The 18,736-nt window shown below is 61.0% G+C and carries 17 protein-coding genes, 1 tRNA gene and 2 pseudogenes; 13 read left to right on the top strand and 7 right to left on the bottom strand.

All coding sequences use genetic code 11. From position 1 onward, the window contains the following. Positions 1-204 precede the first annotated feature (204 nt). A complete protein-coding gene (locus AAEZ09_RS19645; RefSeq protein ID WP_350600442.1) occupies positions 205-585 on the top strand; it encodes a RidA family protein in 381 nt (126 codons plus the stop codon). Positions 586-834: 249 nt separating this feature from the next. Next, a tRNA-Gln gene (locus AAEZ09_RS19640) sits at positions 835-909 on the top strand. 137 nt (positions 910-1,046) lie between these two features. Here AAEZ09_RS19640 and AAEZ09_RS19635 read toward each other — a convergent pair. Together AAEZ09_RS19635 and AAEZ09_RS19630 are read right to left on the bottom strand one after the other, a co-directional pair. Continuing rightward, the gene (locus AAEZ09_RS19635) at positions 1,047-2,237 is read right to left on the bottom strand and encodes a trans-sulfuration enzyme family protein (RefSeq protein ID WP_350600440.1); all 1,191 of its coding nucleotides are present in this window, start codon (positions 2,235-2,237) and stop codon (positions 1,047-1,049) included. Beyond that, positions 2,234-3,610 carry a pyridoxal-phosphate dependent enzyme gene (locus tag AAEZ09_RS19630; RefSeq protein ID WP_045057407.1) on the bottom strand — a complete coding sequence of 459 codons (1,377 nt, stop codon included), beginning with the start codon at positions 3,608-3,610 and terminating at the stop codon, positions 2,234-2,236. Before AAEZ09_RS19630 ends, AAEZ09_RS19635 begins: the two co-directional genes overlap by 4 nt. Before the next feature lie 247 nt (positions 3,611-3,857). Between AAEZ09_RS19630 and AAEZ09_RS19625 the strand changes: the two genes are divergently transcribed. Beyond that, the gene (locus tag AAEZ09_RS19625) at positions 3,858-4,067 is read left to right on the top strand and encodes a hypothetical protein (protein ID WP_350600439.1); all 210 of its coding nucleotides are present in this window, start codon (positions 3,858-3,860) and stop codon (positions 4,065-4,067) included. A gap of 37 nt (positions 4,068-4,104) precedes the next feature. Here the strand turns inward: AAEZ09_RS19625 and AAEZ09_RS19620 are convergent, their stop codons facing one another. Further along, positions 4,105-4,635, bottom strand: a complete 531-nt coding sequence (locus AAEZ09_RS19620) for a glyoxalase superfamily protein (protein ID WP_350600438.1) — start codon at positions 4,633-4,635, stop codon at positions 4,105-4,107. Between the two features lie 177 nt (positions 4,636-4,812). On the opposite strand from AAEZ09_RS19620, the pseudogene AAEZ09_RS19615 reads away from it, so the two are divergent. Further along, positions 4,813-4,920: pseudogene (locus tag AAEZ09_RS19615) on the top strand (GFA family protein); the annotation flags it as partial. A 52-nt stretch (positions 4,921-4,972) separates the two neighbouring features. Beyond that, the gene (locus AAEZ09_RS19610) at positions 4,973-5,479 is read left to right on the top strand and encodes a DUF1543 domain-containing protein (RefSeq protein WP_350600437.1); all 507 of its coding nucleotides are present in this window, start codon (positions 4,973-4,975) and stop codon (positions 5,477-5,479) included. Between the two features lie 84 nt (positions 5,480-5,563). Here AAEZ09_RS19610 and AAEZ09_RS19605 read toward each other — a convergent pair whose 3' ends face one another. The 3 genes from AAEZ09_RS19605 to AAEZ09_RS19595 form a co-directional block, all read right to left on the bottom strand. Further along, entirely contained in the window at positions 5,564-6,898 is a 1,335-nt protein-coding gene (locus tag AAEZ09_RS19605) for an amidohydrolase (protein WP_350600435.1), read from the bottom strand. A 235-nt stretch (positions 6,899-7,133) separates the two neighbouring features. Continuing rightward, positions 7,134-7,826 (bottom strand): RES family NAD+ phosphorylase, encoded by a 693-nt coding sequence (locus tag AAEZ09_RS19600; RefSeq protein ID WP_350600434.1) that lies wholly within the window; start codon positions 7,824-7,826, stop codon positions 7,134-7,136. Then, a complete protein-coding gene (locus AAEZ09_RS19595; protein ID WP_350600432.1) occupies positions 7,820-8,224 on the bottom strand; it encodes a hypothetical protein in 405 nt (134 codons plus the stop codon). Before AAEZ09_RS19595 ends, AAEZ09_RS19600 begins: the two co-directional genes overlap by 7 nt. A 191-nt stretch (positions 8,225-8,415) precedes the next feature. Between AAEZ09_RS19595 and AAEZ09_RS19590 the strand changes: the two genes are divergently transcribed. From AAEZ09_RS19590 to AAEZ09_RS29520, 7 genes and pseudogenes are all read left to right on the top strand, one after another. After that, positions 8,416-8,850 (top strand): hypothetical protein, encoded by a 435-nt coding sequence (locus AAEZ09_RS19590; RefSeq protein WP_045057381.1) that lies wholly within the window; start codon positions 8,416-8,418, stop codon positions 8,848-8,850. After that, positions 8,847-10,307: an ATPase domain-containing protein gene (locus AAEZ09_RS19585; RefSeq protein ID WP_045057380.1), complete on the top strand. Its 1,461-nt coding sequence runs from the start codon at positions 8,847-8,849 to the stop codon at positions 10,305-10,307. Before AAEZ09_RS19590 ends, AAEZ09_RS19585 begins: the two co-directional genes overlap by 4 nt. A gap of 8 nt (positions 10,308-10,315) precedes the next feature. Beyond that, positions 10,316-11,335, top strand: coding sequence for a sensor histidine kinase (locus tag AAEZ09_RS19580; RefSeq protein ID WP_350600431.1), 1,020 nt, complete (start codon positions 10,316-10,318; stop codon positions 11,333-11,335). Between the two features lie 79 nt (positions 11,336-11,414). Then, positions 11,415-11,981, top strand: a complete 567-nt coding sequence (locus AAEZ09_RS19575; RefSeq protein WP_045057378.1) for a nucleotidyltransferase family protein — start codon at positions 11,415-11,417, stop codon at positions 11,979-11,981. A 114-nt stretch (positions 11,982-12,095) separates the two neighbouring features. After that, a complete protein-coding gene (locus tag AAEZ09_RS19570; RefSeq protein ID WP_350600429.1) occupies positions 12,096-12,851 on the top strand; it encodes a DUF72 domain-containing protein in 756 nt (251 codons plus the stop codon). Between the two features lie 79 nt (positions 12,852-12,930). Next, positions 12,931-13,695: pseudogene (locus tag AAEZ09_RS29525) on the top strand (MCP four helix bundle domain-containing protein); the annotation flags it as partial. After that, positions 13,690-14,553: a methyl-accepting chemotaxis protein gene (locus tag AAEZ09_RS29520; protein ID WP_374091309.1), complete on the top strand. Its 864-nt coding sequence runs from the start codon at positions 13,690-13,692 to the stop codon at positions 14,551-14,553. The pseudogene AAEZ09_RS29525 and the gene AAEZ09_RS29520, both read left to right, overlap by 6 nt. A gap of 187 nt (positions 14,554-14,740) precedes the next feature. Here AAEZ09_RS29520 and ilvD read toward each other — a convergent pair whose 3' ends face one another. Then, on the bottom strand, positions 14,741-16,423 hold the full coding sequence (ilvD, locus tag AAEZ09_RS19560; RefSeq protein WP_350600426.1) for a dihydroxy-acid dehydratase: 1,683 nt from the start codon (positions 16,421-16,423) through the stop codon (positions 14,741-14,743). A gap of 385 nt (positions 16,424-16,808) precedes the next feature. Between ilvD and mqo the strand changes: the two genes are divergently transcribed. Further along, positions 16,809-18,458: a malate dehydrogenase (quinone) gene (gene mqo, locus AAEZ09_RS19555; RefSeq protein WP_205892196.1), complete on the top strand. Its 1,650-nt coding sequence runs from the start codon at positions 16,809-16,811 to the stop codon at positions 18,456-18,458. Positions 18,459-18,736 lie beyond the last annotated feature (278 nt).

The raw sequence follows: 18,736 nt of genomic DNA, 5'->3' as shown, positions 1-18,736 counted from the left end.
TCGGCTAATCCTTTGTTGGAGAACCTTCTTCCAAATTCTGCAACTCCCACAGTAATCCCTGCCAGCCACAATGGATTCCAGTTGCCAGTCTCCCTGCGCATGACACAGATCCGCCGCGTCAACCATCCACACCACCGCGCAGCAGCTGTAGACTATGCCCGCTCAAGGCGTACCCCAGCCGATCACTTTATGAAAGAGACCCCCATGGCCAACCAAGACATCACCTTCGTCCCTGATCCCGACGCCGATTCCATCTCCTCCGACGTGGTCGGGTTCGGCGGTCTGCTGGTTTCCACGCAGATCCCGACCCACGCCGATGGCAGCCTGGAGCTGGGCGATATCACCCTGCAAAGCGAATGCACCCTGCAGGCACTCAAGGTTGCGCTGGAGCGCGCCGGCAGTTCCATGGATCGCGTCCTGCACCTGACCATCTACCTCACCGACATGGCCGATCGCGCCGCCTTCAACGAAGTCTACAAGCGCTTTTTCGCCAAGCCATGGCCCGTTCGCGCCGCTGTCGGCGTGGCCTCGCTGGCGGTGGAAGGGATGCGCGTGGAAGTCACGGCGATGGCGGCCAGGGGCTGAATTCGATCTGTCCGGCGCCCTGGTCAAATGAGCCAAGTCGCCGGTGCAGCCCTGCGAATACGATAAGCAGCTGTTTTAAAACAAAATTATTTCCACTTTTTGCTTCCAACATGGCGCAGAAGTTGGTAAATTTGCGCCCATTCCTGCACAGGGCCTCACCGGACTGGCAGCGAACGTAGCAACGCCCGTCGTTGCTCACCCGCTTCACCATCAAAAAAGACAGTGCACAGCACTCGTCGCGATCTATACAGGGGCGTCGCCAAGCGGTAAGGCAGCAGGTTTTGATCCTGCCATGCGTTGGTTCGAATCCAGCCGCCCCTGCCATTTTTCTGATTCATATTCCACTGCACAGACGCACCCATCGACTGTAAGAGCTAGCTTGCTCGCGATGGGCTTTAACGCTGACGCTGCTTACCTGAATTTCCACATCGCTCTTGCTCACATCGCGAGCAAGCTCGCTCCTATACTGGGGTGTCGATCCTCTGCAGCGCCTGAGCCAAATCCGCACGCAGATCCTCCACGTCCTCAACCCCCACCGACAGGCGCACCAGTCCATCGCCGATGCCCAGTTGTGCCCGGGTTTCGGGCGGGATGGTGGCGTGGGTCATGATGGCCGGGTGTTCGATCAGGCTTTCTACACCGCCCAGGCTCTCGGCCAGGGCGAAGATGTGAACGTTCTCCAGGAAGCGCCTGGCGCCGGCCAGGTCGGTGTTGAGGTCGATGGAGATCATGCCGCCGAAGCCGCGCATTTGGCGCTTGGCCAGCTCGTGCTGGGGATGTGAAGGCAGGCCGGGGTAGTAGACGCGGGCGACTTGCGGTTGGCGTTCCAGCCACTGCGCCAGGTCCAGTGCGTTGCTGCAGTGGCGCTCCATGCGCAGGGCCAGGGTTTTTATGCCGCGCAGGGTGAGGAACGCGTCGAATGGGCCGGCAATGGCGCCGACGGCGTTTTGCAGGAAACCCAGGCGCTCGGCAAGTTCAGGGTTCTGGCCGACCACGGCGATGCCGCCGATGACGTCCGAGTGGCCGTTGAGGTATTTGGTGGTCGAGTGCAGCACGATGTCGAAGCCCAGCTCCAGCGGGCGCTGGATCCACGGACTGGCGAAAGTGTTGTCGGCCACGCAGATGATGCCTCGCGCGCGGCAGATGCGGGCAATCGCGGCGAGGTCGGTCAGGCTCAGCAGCGGGTTGGTCGGCGTCTCGACCATGACCATCCGCGTGTCGTCCTCTAGGGCTGCTTCGAAGGCGGCCAGGTCGGTCAGGTCGACGAAGCTGAAACGGTGCCCGGCGCTGCGTTTGCGAACTTTGTCGAACAGGCGGAAGGTGCCGCCGTACAGGTCATTGCCGGAGACGATGTGGGCGTTGGCGTCGAGCAGTTCGAGCACCGTGGAGATGGTCGCGAGCCCCGAGGCGAAGGCGAATGCCTGGGTGCCACCTTCGAGGTCTGCGACGCAACGCTCCAGGGCAAAGCGCGTCGGATTGTGGGAGCGGCCGTAATCCAGGCCCTTGTGCACGCCGGGGCTCTGTTGCAGGTAAGTGGAGTTGGCATAGATCGGCGGCATCAACGCCCCGGTGGATGGGTCCGGCGTCTGCCCCGCGTGAATCACGCGAGTGGCGAAGGCGTGGGCCGGGGCGTTTTCGTCATGCTGGCTCATGCAAGGGATCTCCGTAGGTGGTTGAGCAGGTCGAAGCGGGTGATCAGGCCGTGGAAGCCCGAGGCGTCAGCGATGATCGCCACCAGCCCGCGGTCGAGCTCGGCTTGCAGTTCCGCCAGGCTGGCAGCGGGTGCGAGGGTCTGGACTTTGTCGGTCATGGCGCTGGCGACGCTGAGGCGAAAGTGCGAGGGGTCCTCCTGCATGCCGAACAGGATGTCGGATTCGTCGATGACGCCCACCAGTTGCTTGCCGTTCACCAGCACCGGCAGTTGTGAGACATCGGCCAGGCGCATGCGCTGGAACGCGGTAAGCAAGGTATCGTCCGGGCCCACGCTGATCACCCGGCCGTCTTCGAAACGCCGTGCGATCAGGTCTCGCAGGTCGCCGTAGCGTTTGTACTGAAGCAGGCCCTGATCATTCATCCACTGGTCGTTGTAGACCTTGGACAGGTAGCGGGTGCCGGTGTCGCAGACGAAACTGACCACGCGCTTGGGCTGGGTTTGTTCGCGGCAGTAACGCAGCGCGGCAGCGAGCAGGGTGCCGGTGGACGATCCACCGAGAATGCCTTCGACCCGCAGCAGTTGGCGCGCGTGATCGAAGCTTTCCTCGTCGCTGATCGAGTAGGCCTTGCGCACGCTGGACAGGTCGCAAATGGAGGGGATGAAGTCTTCGCCGATGCCTTCCACCGCCCACGACCCGGGCGTGCCGAGCGTGCCGCTGCGGCTGTATTCGGCCATGACCGAGCCGACTGGGTCGGCCAGGACCATTTCCAGGTCCGGTTGCACCCGTTTGAAAAAGCGGGTCAGGCCGGTCAGGGTGCCGGCAGAACCGACGCCGACGACGATGGCGTCCAGGTCGTGCTGGGTTTGCGCCCAGATTTCCGGCGCGGTGCTGCATTCATGGGCCAGGGGGTTGGCCGGATTGTTGAATTGATCGGCGAAGAACGCGTCGGGAATGTCCTGGGCCAGGCGTGCGGCCACGTCCTGGTAGTACTCCGGATGGCCCTTGCCGACATCGGAGCGGGTGATGTGCACTTCGGCGCCCATGGCCTTGAGGTGCAGGACCTTCTCGGTAGACATCTTGTCCGGCACCACCAGTACCACCCGGTAACCCTTGGCGCGGCCTACCAGCGCCAGGCCGAGCCCGGTGTTGCCGGCAGTCGCTTCGACGATCGTGCCGCCGGGCCTGAGGCGCCCGTCACGCTCGGCCGCGTCGATCATGGCCAGGCCGATGCGGTCCTTGATCGAGCCGCCGGGGTTCTGGGATTCGAGTTTGAGAAACAGGGTGCAGGGGCCGGTGTCGAATCGGCTGACACGCACCAGGGGCGTGTTACCGATCAGTTCGAGCACGGCAGGGCGGGAGTCGCTTGGCATGTCATCACCTCGCTTGTTTATCGGCAATGGAGGGTCAGTGATTGGATCGCGATAGGTATGGAAAGGACCATAGGTCGGGATGGCGTGGTTGGCAACAACGGGGCGCACGGACGGGTTGTTGCAATAGCCGCGCTGGCATGCAGGGATACCGGCGGTCAGGCCGGTTGAATCTTGCACGATGCCCGCACTCGATGTTTCACAGGGCTTGGCTCTGCAATGGCGGTGCTATCCGCCCGGGGTTCACTCAATGACATCGGTCGAAGACTTCAGAATACAATCGCACGCGCTCCTGATCGAACTGGACGCCGCAACAATGGGCATGATGCTGCTGGTATCTGCCCGATGCGTTTCCGGGCCTGCGTGGGATGACGCGACCCAAAGGCACCACGATGCGTATGCGCTGTGGAATGCCTTTCTCAATGTTCCGGAGTCGGGTCTCGACGCGGCGAATCAGTGAAGAAGCGGACCGCTGTCGGCGGTCCGCCGTGGCAGTGTCAGTCCTGGCAGAACCGGATGCGGTTGCCAAACGGGTCATGGACTTCAAGCACCTTGCCCCAGCCTTGCTCGACGATATCGGGCCGGCCATAGCCGTAGCGCTTGGCCTGGAGTTCGTCACGGAACATTTCAATATTGTCCATCGGGACAAAGGTCGTCGCGCCCGGGCTCGCATCGCCGTGATGCTCCGAGAGATGCAGTTGCAGGCTACCGCGCTGGATCCCCAGATACAGGGGCAGATCCGCTTCAAAACGATGCTCGAACTCCACGCTGAAGCCGAGGAAGTCGAGGTAGAACTCCCGCGCCTTGGTTTCGTCAAACATTCGCAGGATCGGAATGGCTTTAGTGAAGGTGACCGCCGTTTGCCGGACTTGCGCAGGCAGCAGCGCCGCAGCGGTGTTCCAGTCCTTGTAACCCAACTGGTGGGCGACCAGTTCCAGCGCCATGGAATGAGACGCTTGCTGGTCGTGCGCTTGCAGTGAGGCGCGCAGGCGCTTGGCCATTTGCTTGGCTTGTTCGATAGAAATCATCACAGCTCCTTTGATCAAGGCATGTTGGTGCTCGCGTTGCCAAACCTCGACCGTCAAGAGTTGCGACTGGATTTGGGTATTGAATACATGCTTTCACCCTTCCTTGCGGAAGCGAGCGGCGGGCAGCATCGGCCCGCGCTGATGGTACACAGCCGCTGGCGTGTGGGGAAGAACCTGCCCACTTACGAAAGCTGGACCTCGCGTCGTGAGTCGTGGTTGCCCGCCTTTGCGCTGGACAGGCACTATGAACAGGATCGGGAGTCTTCTGGACGCTTTGAGCAATAGCAACTGCGGCGCCTCAGGGGAGCGGTAGTCTGGCGTAATCAGGAGGACGGTAATGCTGTTTGTGGTGATGCTGGGAGGCAAACATCCCAGGGCGCGGATTGAGGTTCATGATGTTGTGTTTGCCGTTGCGGATGACCTTCAGGGTACCTATGGGCAATTGCGAGAAGGCTGGTTTGGCCATCCAGCCGGCGTGCACATCGACTCGTGGATGCGCGTTGATGGTGTGGAAGGATGGAAAGTCGAGTTGAGTCCGATGGCACCGGCAGCGGATTCACCGCGCCTGTACTTCATCAACCTGGGTGGTTATGAAACATCGGTGTTTGGTGAAGCTCACCATTACCTGCTGGTGGTCGCCCGGAACAGGAAAGAAGCCGCTGCCAAGGGCAAGCGCCAAATGCCGGCACACTGGAGTCAGTCGCATACTGATGCGCTGATGGACGTGGATGATTGCCTGCCGATCGACCTGGTGGGGGGGCGGTATATCCATCTGGTCGAGGGTGACCACAGCGGGATCATCCAGGGGAACGACTACATCGTTCTCCCACAGGGGCATGCGTAACCTTGTGTGGCGCATAACCCTGTGGGAGCAAGGCTTGCCCGCGATGAGGCCGCCTCGGTCACCTGATTCCAGCGTTGTGAATACTCAGGATTTGCCCTTTGCGCGCTCGGGATAGTTCAGCACGAACTGCACGTGCGCCTTCACCCCGGTCGCGAAGGTGGCTTCATCGACGGTGAAGTACGGGCTGTGGTTGTTGGGCGCTTTGGACATGTCCTGGCCTTCAGGGGTGGCGCCCAGGAATACGAACAGGCCGGGTACCTTCTGGGCGTAGTAGGAAAAGTCTTCGCTGGGCGACAACGATGACTCAAGCCGCTGGACCTTGCCCGGCGCGGCCAGCTCCAGTGCCGGCACCATGGCTTCGGTCAGGGTCGGGTCGTTGATGGTCACCGGGGCATTGTTCACCAGCAGCAACTTGGCTTCGGTTCCATAAGCGCTGGCGATGCCACTGACCAGCGGCGGCATTTTCTGCAGGATGCTGTCGCGTATGTCGGCGTTGTTGGTGCGGATGGTCCCGGTCATCTCCAGGGTTTCGGGGATGATGTTCGCCGCCGAGCCGGCATTGATCGTGCCGACACTGATGACCCCCATTCCCTTGGTCAGATCGATGCGTCGACTGACCAGCGTCTGCATCGCGGCAATGATGCCCTGGCTGGTGACGATTGGATCGTTGCCGCTCCAGGGAGCTGAGCCATGGGTCTGCTGCCCCTTGAGCTGGATGCGGAATGAATCGCTGCTGTTGAGCACCGTACCGGCCTTGTAGAAGAGGTGCCCGCTCGGGTAGCCCGCCATTACGTGCAGGGCAAATATCGCCTCGACTTTGGGCGAGTCCATGGCGCCATCGCGAATCATTGCCTGGGCGCCGATCAAGGTATCGGTCTGGAACTCGTCCACATCGGCCGCGCCTTCTTCGGCTGGCTGGAACAGGAAAACGACAGTGCCGCGCAGTTGATCGCGATGCTCGGCCAATACCTTGGCCGCACCCAACAGCATGGCGGTGTGTGTGTCATGGCCACAAGCGTGCATCACCGGCACGGTCTTGCCCAGCCGCACACCGGTTGCCTGGCTGGCGAAGGGCAGGTTGGTCGCCTCCTTGACCGGCAGCGCATCCATGTCGGCGCGCAGGGCCACCACGGGCCCAGGCAGTGCGCCTTTGAGCACGCCGACCACGCCCGTCTTGCCGACCTGGGTGCGCACTTCGATGTTCGAGGCCTTGAGCTGAGCGGCGACCAGGGCAGCCGTCTTGACCTCCTGGTTGCCCAGCTCTGGATGCTGGTGAATGGTGCGGCGCAGATCAATGACTTGCTGGTTGACCGAGCTGACTGCGGAATCCACCCAGTCCAGGTCAGTCGCCTGGCTCGAAGGGGCGCCAAGTGCAGTCAACAATGCCAGGTACAGGGGAGCTAGGATCGGACGCTTCAAGGTGAGGTTCTCGCTGTGTTTTTATTATCCGGCAGACATTGCCGCACCCAAGGGTATGGGCTCGCACGCGCAGCGGCAAAGGCCAATGACCGGTAATCGCACGGCTTTTGCTGTTTTTTCCCGAGGTTCGCTTGGGGTGAGAAAAGTGTGCAGATTGTGGACAGTGCTCAGCATTTTCCGGATAGCGTCGACCGGCTTTTTAACGAGCGGGATGCAAGTATCGACCTGTCAGTGCTCAGGCCTCGTGTATCTGGTTGACCCCGGTGATCTGCCCGTTCCAGATCATCTCGTAATGGGCGCTCTGGATGATCGACAACACCGGCCTTGGGGTCATCAGTGCCCAGCAGTGGTTGCCCTGCAAGCGCACCGACCCGTAGCGCAAGCCGGGACAACCTGCCAGCTTCACGGCCTTGCCCAGGCGCTGGGATGACGCGTAATCGTCGGGCGCGTAAATCGCATCGTTCATCGCCAGGGCGGTGGCATCTTTCATCGCCGCATCGACGAACGAGCAGGACAACCCACGGAACACAAAACGTTCATAGTTCAAACCACGGACGTTCGACCAGTACAGGCTCTGGTGATGTTGCACTTCCGCCAGGGCAGTTTCCATCGAGGCTGCCAGGTACAACACGCCAAAGCTGCCATCGCTGAAGCGCGAGCCGCCCGGGTTGACGTGGGTGAAGGGCGCGGTGGCGTAGGAACAGCCGGGAATGCCGAAGGGGATTTCGCTACGCGCAATCATCTCCAGCTGACCGAGTTCGTTCCTGAGCCTGGGGTTGGTCAGTGCCTGGATCTGATAGAGCGCTTCGAACTCCCGGGCGTCGGCCACGTCATCGAACAAGTCGATGGGCGGGAACTTCGAATTGACCAGGCGATAAGCCTGCACCGGCTCCCCAGCGAGGGTCGGCAACTGCTCCAGGGTCACCATTGTGCACCCCGCAGGACGTCGATCCGGCGGACGGTCTCATAGAGCGAGACCATGTCCCCCTGAGACATGATCTCCAGGGGCGAGCGGCCGTTGAAGAACTCGTTGTGATTGGCCATGGCGGGGAAGCCATAAACATTGTCCGGGTTATCAAACACCAGGCGTAGCGCGGCGTGGATGTTGAGGACAAAACTGATACGTTGCATCTGATCGGCATCCAGCGCCACCGACCAGTCAGGGTCACGTTGTTTGGCGCGGGTGTGGGTGCTGCGGGAAATACGCAGGATCCGGCAGGCCTGCTCGCTGGACGCTGCCCATTTCTCAATGATCCCGACCGCCGCCCGCAGGCCGGCCACGCATTGCTCCTTGGAAAATGCCTGTGCAGGAAGGGCGTTGGCCATGAAATATACCTCACTTGATAATCTATGGATCAAGTTATAGGCTTTTTGCGTCTACAGATCAAGGCGCTGCTCGACTGGGCAGTGATCATCGCCAATGGCTGCGGCGTCCCCCGCCAGCCTCGTGGTTAATTGACTCCCGACGCGTCCATAGGGTGTACCATCAAGGTCTGTTCACCAGATATCAGTTTGCCATGACCACGCAAAGCCAAGAGAGCCGCCGGATCGTAGCTTCTCTGGCGCACCGTGTTGGCCCCAACGCCGACTCCGCAAGGATTGCCCAGGCGCTGGCCACCACTTTGCAGGATATGGACGCAGCCCTCGCGCCGATCATCGGCAATCAGGGGGTTGTCGCGCTTTACCGCCGCAGCCTGCATCTTTGCACCGCCCGGCACCCGCAATTCGCCGCCACGTGTGCCAGTGTTCCGGCGTCGATGGATGTGCTTGCCCTCGGGTCGGTGCTCGTCGAGCAGAGCGATGCCGATGCGTTGCTCTTCAGCGAAGTCATGCTGACCATCTTCTACGAGCTGTTGACCACGCTGATCGGGCCCTCGCTCACCGCACGTTTGCTTCGTGACGTGTGGGGACCTTCCCTGAGCGACACCCCTTCGCAGGAAATTTCGCCATGAGCACCAAAGTAACTATCAACCGTCTGGCCACGGGCGTGCCAGGACTGGACGAGGTGCTGGGCGGAGGATTACCGGAATTTTCGTTCAACCTGATCGCCGGCCCTCCGGGCTGCGGCAAGACCACCCTGGCGCATCAGATGATGTTTGCCCTGGCAACCCCTGAACGCCCGGCGCTGTTCTTCACCGTGCTTGGCGAACCACCGCTGAAGATGCTGCGCTATCAACAGCAGTTCGACTTCTTCGACAGTGAAGCCATCAACCACTCGGTGCGCTATATCAACCTGGCCGACGACACCCTGGCCGGTGATCTGGACGAAGTGCTGCGGCGCATCGTCAGCGAGGTGCAAACCCACTCGCCGGCCCTGGTCTTTGTCGACTCGTTCCGCTCGGTAGTACTGGCCAGCCAGACCCAGGACAACCCGAACAACAATCTGCCGCAGTTCGTCCAGCAACTGGGCATGTTGATGACCACCTGGCAGGCGACGACCTTCCTGATTGGTGAGTATTTCACCGAAACCGATACCAATCCGATCTTTACCGTGGCCGACGGCCTGATCTGGCTGCGCCAGAGCGTGCAGCGCAACTCCATGGTGCGCAAGATGGAAATCATGAAGATGCGTGGCCAGCCGACGATGCCTGGACTGCACACCTTCCGCATCGCCACATCGGGGATAAAGGTCTTCGCACCGGTTGCAACCGAACACTTCGAAGTACCTCGGGCACCTGTCGGCGAGCGCCTGAAAATGGGTGTTCCGCAACTTGATGAGATGCTCGGCGGTGGCCTGCCGCGGGGCTATTCGCTGCTGGTGGCCGGGCCTTCGGGTTCGGGCAAGAGCATCCTCGCCGCGACCTTCCTGGCCGAAGGTGCGCGCAATGGCGAAACCGGCGTGATTGCCGTCTTTGAACAGCGTCCCAATCATTCGCAGAACGCCACCCTGGCGAGCCTGATCGAGGCCGGCAAGGTCGGCCTGGTGGATAGCCGCGCGCCGGACCTGTCCATCGATGAGATCGTGCATTTGCTGCTTAGCGAAATCCGTCGCCTGAAGGCGACCCGGGTGGTGATCGATTCATTGTCAGGTTTCGAGCTGGCGCTGGCGCCGACCTTTCGCGAGGATTTCCGCGAGTCGCTGTCGCGGATGGTCACTGCGTTGACCGGTGCCGGGGTGAGCGTGCTGATGACTTCCGAGCTGGAAGACCGCTACACCGACCTGCGATTCAGCCCTTACGGCACGGCATTTCTCACCGACGCGATCATCGTGCAACGCTACATCGAAGTGCAGAGCCGCCTGTTGCGCATCATGGCGGTGGTCAAGGTGCGCTCAAGCGCGCACTCTGACGAGCTGCGGCTGTACCGCATAGACAAAAACGGACTGCAGATTGGCGACCGCTTGCCGGATCAGGAAGGTTTGCTCGGTGGCCGCCCAACCCAGCGCCACACCGACCTCGACAATGGATGAGGAATATCATGGACGAGGCTGATGGCCGGAACGAAATAGCGCTGGCGACTGCCGCTCGTGAATTGTTCCTGCTGGGGCAGAAAACCGTTGAAGCACGGGCAGTGCTGGCGGCCCTGCAAAAGGAACTGAGCGAGGCCAACGCCCAGCGCCTGGACAATCAGCAGGTCGAGCAATTGATCGAGGCCAATCAACAGCTGGTGCTGGCGATCCTGTCGGCGCAGTCCGATGCCGACAAAAACCGGCGTACTGATAGCGAGCAGCAGCTGTTCCTGGAAATGCGCGAAGCCAACGAGCAGTTGGTTATTGCAGCCCTCAGTGCGCAACAACTTCAAGCCTCGGCCGAACACACGCTTTTGCTGCAACGCAACACCCTGGCTGTGGTGGCCCACGAGTTGCGCAATCCGCTGACGCCGATCAGCATGATCGCCGGTCGCCTGGTACGCGTGCCCAGCGCAGAGCTGCCGCGCATGCAGCTACTGATTGAGGGGCAGGTCAGGCATATGTCGCGTCTGGTGGAGGACTTGCTCGATGTGTCCCGTGTCAGTACCGGCAAGTTGCGACTGGATTGCTGCCTGGTCGATATGGTCTCGATCATCGAAGACGCCGTCGAAGTGTGCCGGCCGGTGATGCGCGCTCACCGGCTGCAGTTCACGGCCGATGTGCCGCAGCAACCCCTCAGCGTCAATGGCGATGCCGTGCGCCTGACGCAAATTCTCGGCAACCTGCTGGGCAACTCCGCCAAATACACCCCGGCGGGCGGCGTCGTCACGTTGAGGGTCACAGTCCAGGGCCGCGAGCTGAGGATGTGTGTTGGTGATAACGGCATCGGTATTTCCGCCCAGGCGCTGCCCCATATTTTCGAGCCGTTCGTGCAGGACATTACTGCCGTCGGCTTCAACGGCGCCGGGCTGGGCATCGGCCTGACCGTGGTGCGTGAGCTGGTCGAAGCGCACGGTGGCCGCGTGACCGGGCACAGCACAGGCGATGGCCAGGGCAGCGAGTTCGTGGTGACCTTGCCACTGGTTTAAGACCTCACTGATGAAAAACTCGCTTGTTTTGCGGTATCGTCCTGCTTCCAGGGATCTGATTGCTGACAAGGAGTTCGCCATGGTACTGACACCCGATCGTCTGATGGAAATCGCCCGGACCAACCCGGCCAACGTCGAGATCCTCGACCGTCTGCCGGCCCTTGGCCTAAAGCAGTGCATGCTCACTGCCGGCTGCCTGTTCCAGGCCGTATGGAACCATCACGACGCAAAACCCGCCGCGTGGGGCATCAAGGATTACGACGTTTTCTACTTTGACCAAGACTTGTCCTGGGAGGCGGAGAACGACGTCATCCTGGCGGCCAAAGCGCTGTTTCAAGACCTCGACCTCAACATTGAAATCAAGAACCAGGCCCGCGTCCACTTGTGGTACGGCGAGCGCTTCGGCGGGGCGTACCCACAGCTCAATTCGGCGAAGGAGGGCATTGATCGCTACCTGATCGAGGGCACCTGCATTGGCGTGGATGTGCTGAGCGGCGAGGTGTATGCGCCTTATGGCCTGGATGATATCGAGAAGGGACTGTTGCGGATCAATCCGGTGAACCACCAATTTGATCTGTTCGAAAAGAAAGCGCTCAGCTATCAGGCGCGCTGGCCTTGGCTGGAAATTGTCTATCCGGGTGTTTGAGGCAGGAAAAAACGAACTTGCGTGATCCGCTTTCCTCCAAGAACAAGGATGCGCATAGCGAGGAGGGCGCGACATGCAAGCAGACATCGATGTTGAAACCGCAGCGTTGCTCCAATGACCCGGTACCAAGCCTGCATCGGCTGCGCTGGTTGGAATCTGCCCCGCGACCAGTGGCCGATGTTTGCTGCCGAAGGCACTCACTTGCAGCGTTATGCCTCGCAGCTGACGGCCGTCGAAATCAACAGTTCGTTCTATCGCCCCCATCGCCCGCAGACCTATCAGCGCTGGGCCGAATCGGTGCCGCCCGGGTTTCGCTTCTCGGTCAAGGTGCCCAAGCTTATAACCCATGGTCAGCGTCTGCAGGCATGTGAGGCACTGCTGGATGACTTCCTAGGGCAATGCACGGCACTGGGCGATGCACTCGGTTGTTTACTGGTCCAGTTGCCGCCCTCCCTGGCGTACGACGAAGCCTGCGCGTCGGTTTTTTTCAGCGCCTTGCGCCTGCGCTACGCCGGGCCCGTGGTGCTTGAGCCCCGGCATGCCAGCTGGCAACACGCGCAGGCCCTGTTGGTTGAACAGCAGGTCGGCCGGGTGGCGGCTGATCCCGCGGTCATTCCTGGCGGTGACGTGCCGGGTGGCTGGCCGGGGATTGAGTATTGGCGCTGGCACGGCTCGCCCCGTATTTACCACAGCGCCTACGACAGCGTCCGCCTGCAGGCACTGGCGCAGCAAGTGCAGTTGGCGGCACAGGCAGGAAACCAGGCCTGGTGCATTTTCGACAACACCGCCAGCGGTTATGCCGTGGGCAATGCACTGGCCCTGCAATCGTTACTTACCCCGGCGAGCAACAAAACGCTCGTTTGCAAATAGCCTTCAATTAGCGCTTCGCGCAGTCGATAACCTGATCAGAACAGCCATCTGCAGCATGGCTGCACCCAACTGATCGGGGATGCAAAGAGTGTCGATAAAAATACGTTTGATACTGCTGATTGGTACCGGTTTGCTGACGGCATTGATCATGAGCCTGGTCAGTTATGTGGGAAACACGCAGATGGCGGAGGCGGTGAGCGATAGCGAAGTCAGCATGGCCGCGCTGCGCAATCACCTCGAAGCCGACATGATGCATGACGCCCTGCGCGCCGACGTGTTGTCGGCGATGCTGGTTGGCCTGGGAAAGAGCAACAGCAGCCAGGCCGAGGTGCGCAACTCCATCGATGAGCACGCGGGCCATTTCCGTGAAGTGCTGGGCAACAACCTCAAGCTGCCGGTCAACCCCACCATCCAGGCTGGCCTCAATCAGATCAAGCCGAGCCTCGATACCTACATCAGCGCCGCGGAGCGGATTGTCGGGCTGGCGCTGGAAAATCCTTTGGCTGCGCAACAGGAACTCGGCACTTTTAATGCCGCGTTCAGCCAGCTCGAAGACCAGATGGCTGCGCTCAGCGAACTGATCGAAACCGATACCCAGCAAACCAGCGTCGGTACGCAACAGGCCATCAGCAACGCCAATATTGCCCTCGGTGGTGTGCTGATCGCCAGCCTGTTGTTGCTGCTGGTGCAGGGGCGCTGGGTGCTGCGCAGTATCATGGGCCCGCTGCAAACCGCCAGTCGCATCGCCGACAGCATCGCCCACGGCCACCTGAGCGAGGCAATTGCCGAACCTGCCGGCAAAGATGAAGCCAGCGCCCTGATTCGCAGCCTGGCGACCATGCAGCGCGACTTGCGCGGTATGATCGAGGTCGTGCGCAGCAACGCCCACGGCGTGAGCGGCATGAGCGAACGGTTAAGCAATGGCTGCCATGAGGTAGCTGACAGCAGTCAACAGCAAAGCAGTGCCGCCAGCACCATGGCCGCAGCCGCGAGCGAAATGACCGCCAGCATCGAAGAGATCACCCGGCATGCCGAGCGTGCGCTGAACATGGCGAACCAGGCGGAAAACCTGGCCAAGGAAGGCGGCCGGGTGATCCATCAAGTGGTCAGCGACATGGATGGCATCGCTCGCTCGGCGCAGCAGTCGGCGCAGGTCATCCGCACCCTGGACAAAGAGTCCGAAGGGATTTTCAGCATCATCCAGGTCATCAAGGGCATTGCCGACCAGACCAACCTGCTGGCACTGAACGCCGCGATTGAAGCCGCCCGCGCCGGAGAGCAGGGCCGTGGTTTTGCGGTGGTAGCTGACGAAGTGCGCAGCCTGGCGGGGCGTACCAGTGCGTCGACCCAGGAAATCGCCGGCATGGTTGCGCGCATCCAGCAAAGCACCCGCGAAGCGGTCAGCAGCATGGAAGCGGGGGTGGCTCAGGTCGACAAGGGGATGGCGGTGACCGCCGAGGTCGAGCGGGCGATCCGGGAAATTCTCGATGCCACGCTCAATACCACCCAACTGGTCAACGACATCACTCGCACCATTGGCGAACAAAGCCTGGCCAGCAACGAAATCGCCCATCAGGTGGAAATGATTGCCGGGATGTCAGAGGGCAACAGCCGTGTGATTGGCGAGACGGCCAACACTACTGATGAGCTGGCGAGCCTGGCAGGGCAGTTGTCGCAGTCGGTGAACAGGTTCCGGCTTTGAAGCCGTGACCGGCCCTGGCACAGCCTGCGATCCTTTGATACTGCTGTGTCCTCTGCCCAAAAATGCATCGGAGGTTTTTTCACGCCTGCAACGAACTCGCTGGAGGCGCAAAACCCTTGTCCGCTGCGACTCCCTGTGGGAGCGAGCCTGCTCGCGATTGCGATCATGCAACCAGTCCGGAATCGGCTCAGAGATATTTATCCGTCACAGCGCCTTCCGAGGCGCTGGACACGGTCTTCGCATATTTGGCCAGCACCCCGCGTTTGTACTTGGCCTCCGGGCGCACCCAAGTCGTCTTGCGCCTGGCCAATTCAGCCGCCGCAACTTCCACGGTGATCTGCCGGGTTTCGGCATCGATAACGATTCGGTCGCCATCCTCGATCAACGCAATCGGCCCGCCCTCGAATGCCTCCGGGGTGATATGGCCCACCACGAATCCATGGGAGCCGCCAGAGAAGCGGCCATCGGTGATCAGCGCTACTTCCTTGCCCAGCCCCTTGCCCATGACCGCCGAAGTCGGCGAGAGCATTTCGCGCATGCCGGGTCCGCCCTTGGGTCCTTCGTAGCGAATCACGATCACATCGCCTGCCTGCACCTCGCCGTTGAGAATGCCCGCCAGCGCGCCTTCTTCACCGTGATAGACCCGGGCAGTGCCTTCAAATCGCAGGCCCTCCTTGCCGGTGATTTTGGCCACCGCGCCATCGGGGGCCAGGTTGCCGCGCAGCACGACCAGGTGGGAGTCCTTCTTGATCGGCTGGTCGAAGGGCAGGATCACGTCCTGGCCGGCCACGTAATCGGCAACATCGCGCAGGTTCTCGGCCAGTGTCTTGCCGGTCACGGTCATGACATCGCCATGCAGCATGCCGGCGTCCAGCATACGTTTCATCAGCGGCTGGATGCCGCCGATGGCTACCAGTTCGCTCATCATGTACTGGCCGCTGGGCCGCAGGTCGGCCACCACCGGCGACACTTTGCCCAGCTCGACGAAATCATCCAGCGTCAGCTCGACGTCCACGGCGTGGGCCATGGCCAGCAGGTGCAACACGGCGTTGGTCGAGCCGGCGAGGGCGATCACCACGCGAATCGCGTTTTCAAAGGCCTTGCGGGTCATGATGTCCCGCGGCTTGAGGTCGAGCTTGAGCAACTCCATGACCTGTTTCCCGGCGCGGAAGCTGTCTGACGTCTTGTCGGTACCCACCGCATTCTGGGAGCTGGAACCGGGAAGGCTCATGCCCAGGGCCTCAATGGCCGCAGCCATGGTGTTGGCCGTGTACATCCCGCCGCAGGAGCCAGGGCCGGGAATGGCCACTGCCTCGATCTGCTTGACCTGGATCTCGTTGATATCGCCACGCGCATGCTGGCCCACGGCTTCGAACACGGAAATGATGTCGGTATGGCCCGCACCCGGGCGAATGGTGCCGCCATACACAAAGATCGAGGGGCGGTTCAGGCGTGCCATGCCGATCAGGCAGCCGGGCATGTTTTTGTCACAGCCACCCACCGTGACCAGTCCGTCGAAGCCTTCGCAACCGGCCACCGTTTCGATCGAGTCAGCGATGACCTCCCGCGACACCAGTGAGTACTTCATGCCTTCGGTGCCGTTGGCGATGCCGTCGGAGATGGTGATGGTGTTGAAGATCACCCCTTTGGCACCCGCCGCATTCGCTCCGCGTTCGGCCTCCCGCGCGAGCTTGTCGATGTGCATGTTGCAAGGGGTGACCATGGCCCAGGTCGAGGCAATGCCGATCTGCGGCTTGGCGAAATCCTCGTCGGTAAAACCCACGGCCCGCAGCATGGCGCGCCCCGGCGAGCGCTCCACGCCGTCGACTACCTGAGAGGAGTATTTGCGCAAATCGGGTTTGTCGCTCATTTAGATGCCTCGCCGGCTTGGGTGAAAAAACACCTTGAGTATAGTGGCCCGGACGTCTGCAGCCGGACCAGCGAGTCGGGAACAGACGCGCGGGTTTGTCCTGACGTGATATTCTTTGCAGTAACTTGGTTCGATCCATTCAGTTTGCGTGTCCATGCGACGCGCCAACGGAATCACTGTCGCTCAAGCAGCTGAAGCCAATAAAGATAAAAAGTCAGTTCAGTAGGGACATATAAACTGAGGTCGATGCACTCAATCGGCCTTGTGTGCCCACCCTCCAATCCAGCGGCGCGAGCACCCACGACATCCTGCCTGAATGTCGTGAAATACGGGGCCCGAGACTGCGGATGGCAGGGCGGATGGCGTTTTATCATAGGTGCTACAGATGTTTAAGAAAATGAACACGGCCCTGCTTGGGCTGGCTTTGTCGATGGGGATCACGTCCGCTCAAGCGGAAGAGGCAAAGAAAGTCGATGTGCTGCTGATCGGCGGCGGCATCATGAGCGCGACCCTGGGTGTCTGGCTCAACGAGCTGGAACCCGGCACCTCGATGGAAATGATCGAGCGTCTGGACGGCGTGGCCCTGGAAAGCTCCAACGGCTGGAACAACGCCGGTACCGGTCACTCTGCCCTGGCCGAGTTGAACTACACCCCGGAAGACGACAAGGGCAATGTGTCGATTCCCAAGGCCGTTGAAATCAACGAGGCGTTTCAGATCTCCCGTCAGTTCTGGGCCTGGCAGGTTCAGCAAGGCGTGCTGAAGAACCCGCGTTCGTTCATCAATTCCACGCCACACATGAGCTTTGTGTGGGGCGACGACAACATCAGTTTCCTCAAAAAGCGTTACGAAGCCCTGCAGGCGAGCCCGCTGTTTGCCGGCATGCAGTATTCCGAAGACCCGGCTGTGATCAGCAAGTGGGTGCCGCTGATGATGGAAGGGCGTGACCCGAAACAGAAAGTTGCCGCCACCTGGTCGCCAATCGGTACCGACGTCAACTTCGGCGAAATCACTCGCCAGTTCGTCGCGCACCTGCAGACCACCCCGAAGTTCGACTTGAAGCTGTCCAGCGAAGTGCAGGACATCACCAGGAACGAAGACGGTACCTGGCGCGTCAGCTACAAAAACCTGAAAGACGGCAGCAAGTTCGAAACCGACGCCAAGTTCGTCTTCATCGGCGCTGGCGGCGGTGCCCTGCACCTGCTGCAGAAGTCCGGTATTCCTGAAGCCAAGGAGTATGCAGGCTTCCCGGTTGGCGGCTCGTTCCTGGTGACCGAGAACCCGACCATCGCCGAGCAACACCTGGCCAAGGCCTACGGCAAAGCCTCCGTTGGCGCACCACCGATGTCGGTTCCGCACCTGGACACCCGTGTCCTGGACGGCAAGCGTGTCATCCTGTTTGGCCCATTCGCGACCTTCAGCACCAAGTTCCTGAAAGAAGGTTCGTACCTGGACCTGCTGACCACCACGACCACGCATAACGTGTGGCCAATGACCAAGGTCGGCATCAAGGAATACCCGCTGGTCGAGTACCTCGCCGGCCAGCTGATGCTGTCGGACGAAGACCGCCTCAACGCCCTGAAGGAATACTTCCCGAACGCCAAGGCTGAAGACTGGCGCCTGTGGCAAGCCGGCCAGCGCGTGCAAATCATCAAGCGTGACGAAGCCGCCGGTGGCGTGCTGAAGCTGGGCACCGAGATCGTGGCTTCGCAAGACGGCTCCATCGCCGGCCTGCTGGGCGCCTCCCCAGGTGCATCGACTGCCGCGCCGATCATGCTGACTGTGCTGCAGAAGGTGTTCAAGGACAAGGTCGCTTCCCCGGCCTGGCAGGAAAAACTGCACCAGATCGTGCCGAGCTACGGCACCCAGTTGAACGGCAACCCTGAGAAAGTGGCTGAAGAGTGGGCCTATACCGCCAAGGTACTGCAACTGACTCCGCCGCCGGCGATGGGTCAGGTAGCGGCTCCGGTGGCTGCTCCGGCTGATGCCGAGAAGGCTGCTCCGAAGGCTAACGCTGCAAGTGACATGGCTTTGTAAGTAGAAGCGCTGTTGAAGAGCCCGCTGAACCGGTGACGGTCAGCGGGCTTTTTTGTGGGTGTTGTTATGGAGGATCGCCAGCATGGAGGGATGAAGCGCGGGTTCAGGCTGTGCTCTGATCCGTATTTTTCATCGCCATCTGCATCTGTAATGCAAACAGACTGCGGCTCACAATAACTGCATATTGAACAGGCAGGAGCACCCTCATGGGCAAGATGGCGATTTTCCTCGGTGGTTTTCTCGTACTGACGGTGCTGATCGGCGCTCTGGCCACGATC

The sequence above is a fragment of the Pseudomonas sp. 65/3-MNA-CIBAN-0223 genome, assembly GCF_040310425.1.
GTDB lineage: Bacteria > Pseudomonadota > Gammaproteobacteria > Pseudomonadales > Pseudomonadaceae > Aquipseudomonas > Aquipseudomonas gregormendelii.
This window is presented reverse-complemented; position numbering and strand designations above follow the sequence as displayed.

Bases quoted from the DNA above. Each gene is read 5' to 3' on its own strand.
- AAEZ09_RS19645 (WP_350600442.1), top strand. From the start codon at position 205: ATGGCCAACCAAGACATCACCTTCGTCCCTGATCCCGACGCCGATTCC.
- AAEZ09_RS19635 (WP_350600440.1), bottom strand. From the start codon at position 2,237: ATGAGCCAGCATGACGAAAACGCCCCGGCCCACGCCTTCGCCACTCGC.
- AAEZ09_RS19630 (WP_045057407.1), bottom strand. From the start codon at position 3,610: ATGCCAAGCGACTCCCGCCCTGCCGTGCTCGAACTGATCGGTAACACG.
- AAEZ09_RS19625 (WP_350600439.1), top strand. From the start codon at position 3,858: ATGACATCGGTCGAAGACTTCAGAATACAATCGCACGCGCTCCTGATC.
- AAEZ09_RS19620 (WP_350600438.1), bottom strand. From the start codon at position 4,635: ATGATTTCTATCGAACAAGCCAAGCAAATGGCCAAGCGCCTGCGCGCC.
- AAEZ09_RS19610 (WP_350600437.1), top strand. From the start codon at position 4,973: ATGCTGTTTGTGGTGATGCTGGGAGGCAAACATCCCAGGGCGCGGATT.
- AAEZ09_RS19600 (WP_350600434.1), bottom strand. From the start codon at position 7,826: ATGGTGACCCTGGAGCAGTTGCCGACCCTCGCTGGGGAGCCGGTGCAG.
- AAEZ09_RS19595 (WP_350600432.1), bottom strand. From the start codon at position 8,224: ATGGCCAACGCCCTTCCTGCACAGGCATTTTCCAAGGAGCAATGCGTG.
- AAEZ09_RS19590 (WP_045057381.1), top strand. From the start codon at position 8,416: ATGACCACGCAAAGCCAAGAGAGCCGCCGGATCGTAGCTTCTCTGGCG.
- AAEZ09_RS19585 (WP_045057380.1), top strand. From the start codon at position 8,847: ATGAGCACCAAAGTAACTATCAACCGTCTGGCCACGGGCGTGCCAGGA.
- AAEZ09_RS19580 (WP_350600431.1), top strand. From the start codon at position 10,316: ATGGACGAGGCTGATGGCCGGAACGAAATAGCGCTGGCGACTGCCGCT.
- AAEZ09_RS19575 (WP_045057378.1), top strand. From the start codon at position 11,415: ATGGTACTGACACCCGATCGTCTGATGGAAATCGCCCGGACCAACCCG.
- AAEZ09_RS19570 (WP_350600429.1), top strand. From the start codon at position 12,096: ATGACCCGGTACCAAGCCTGCATCGGCTGCGCTGGTTGGAATCTGCCC.
- AAEZ09_RS29520 (WP_374091309.1), top strand. From the start codon at position 13,690: ATGCAGCGCGACTTGCGCGGTATGATCGAGGTCGTGCGCAGCAACGCC.
- ilvD (WP_350600426.1), bottom strand. From the start codon at position 16,423: ATGAGCGACAAACCCGATTTGCGCAAATACTCCTCTCAGGTAGTCGAC.
- mqo (WP_205892196.1), top strand. From the start codon at position 16,809: ATGTTTAAGAAAATGAACACGGCCCTGCTTGGGCTGGCTTTGTCGATG.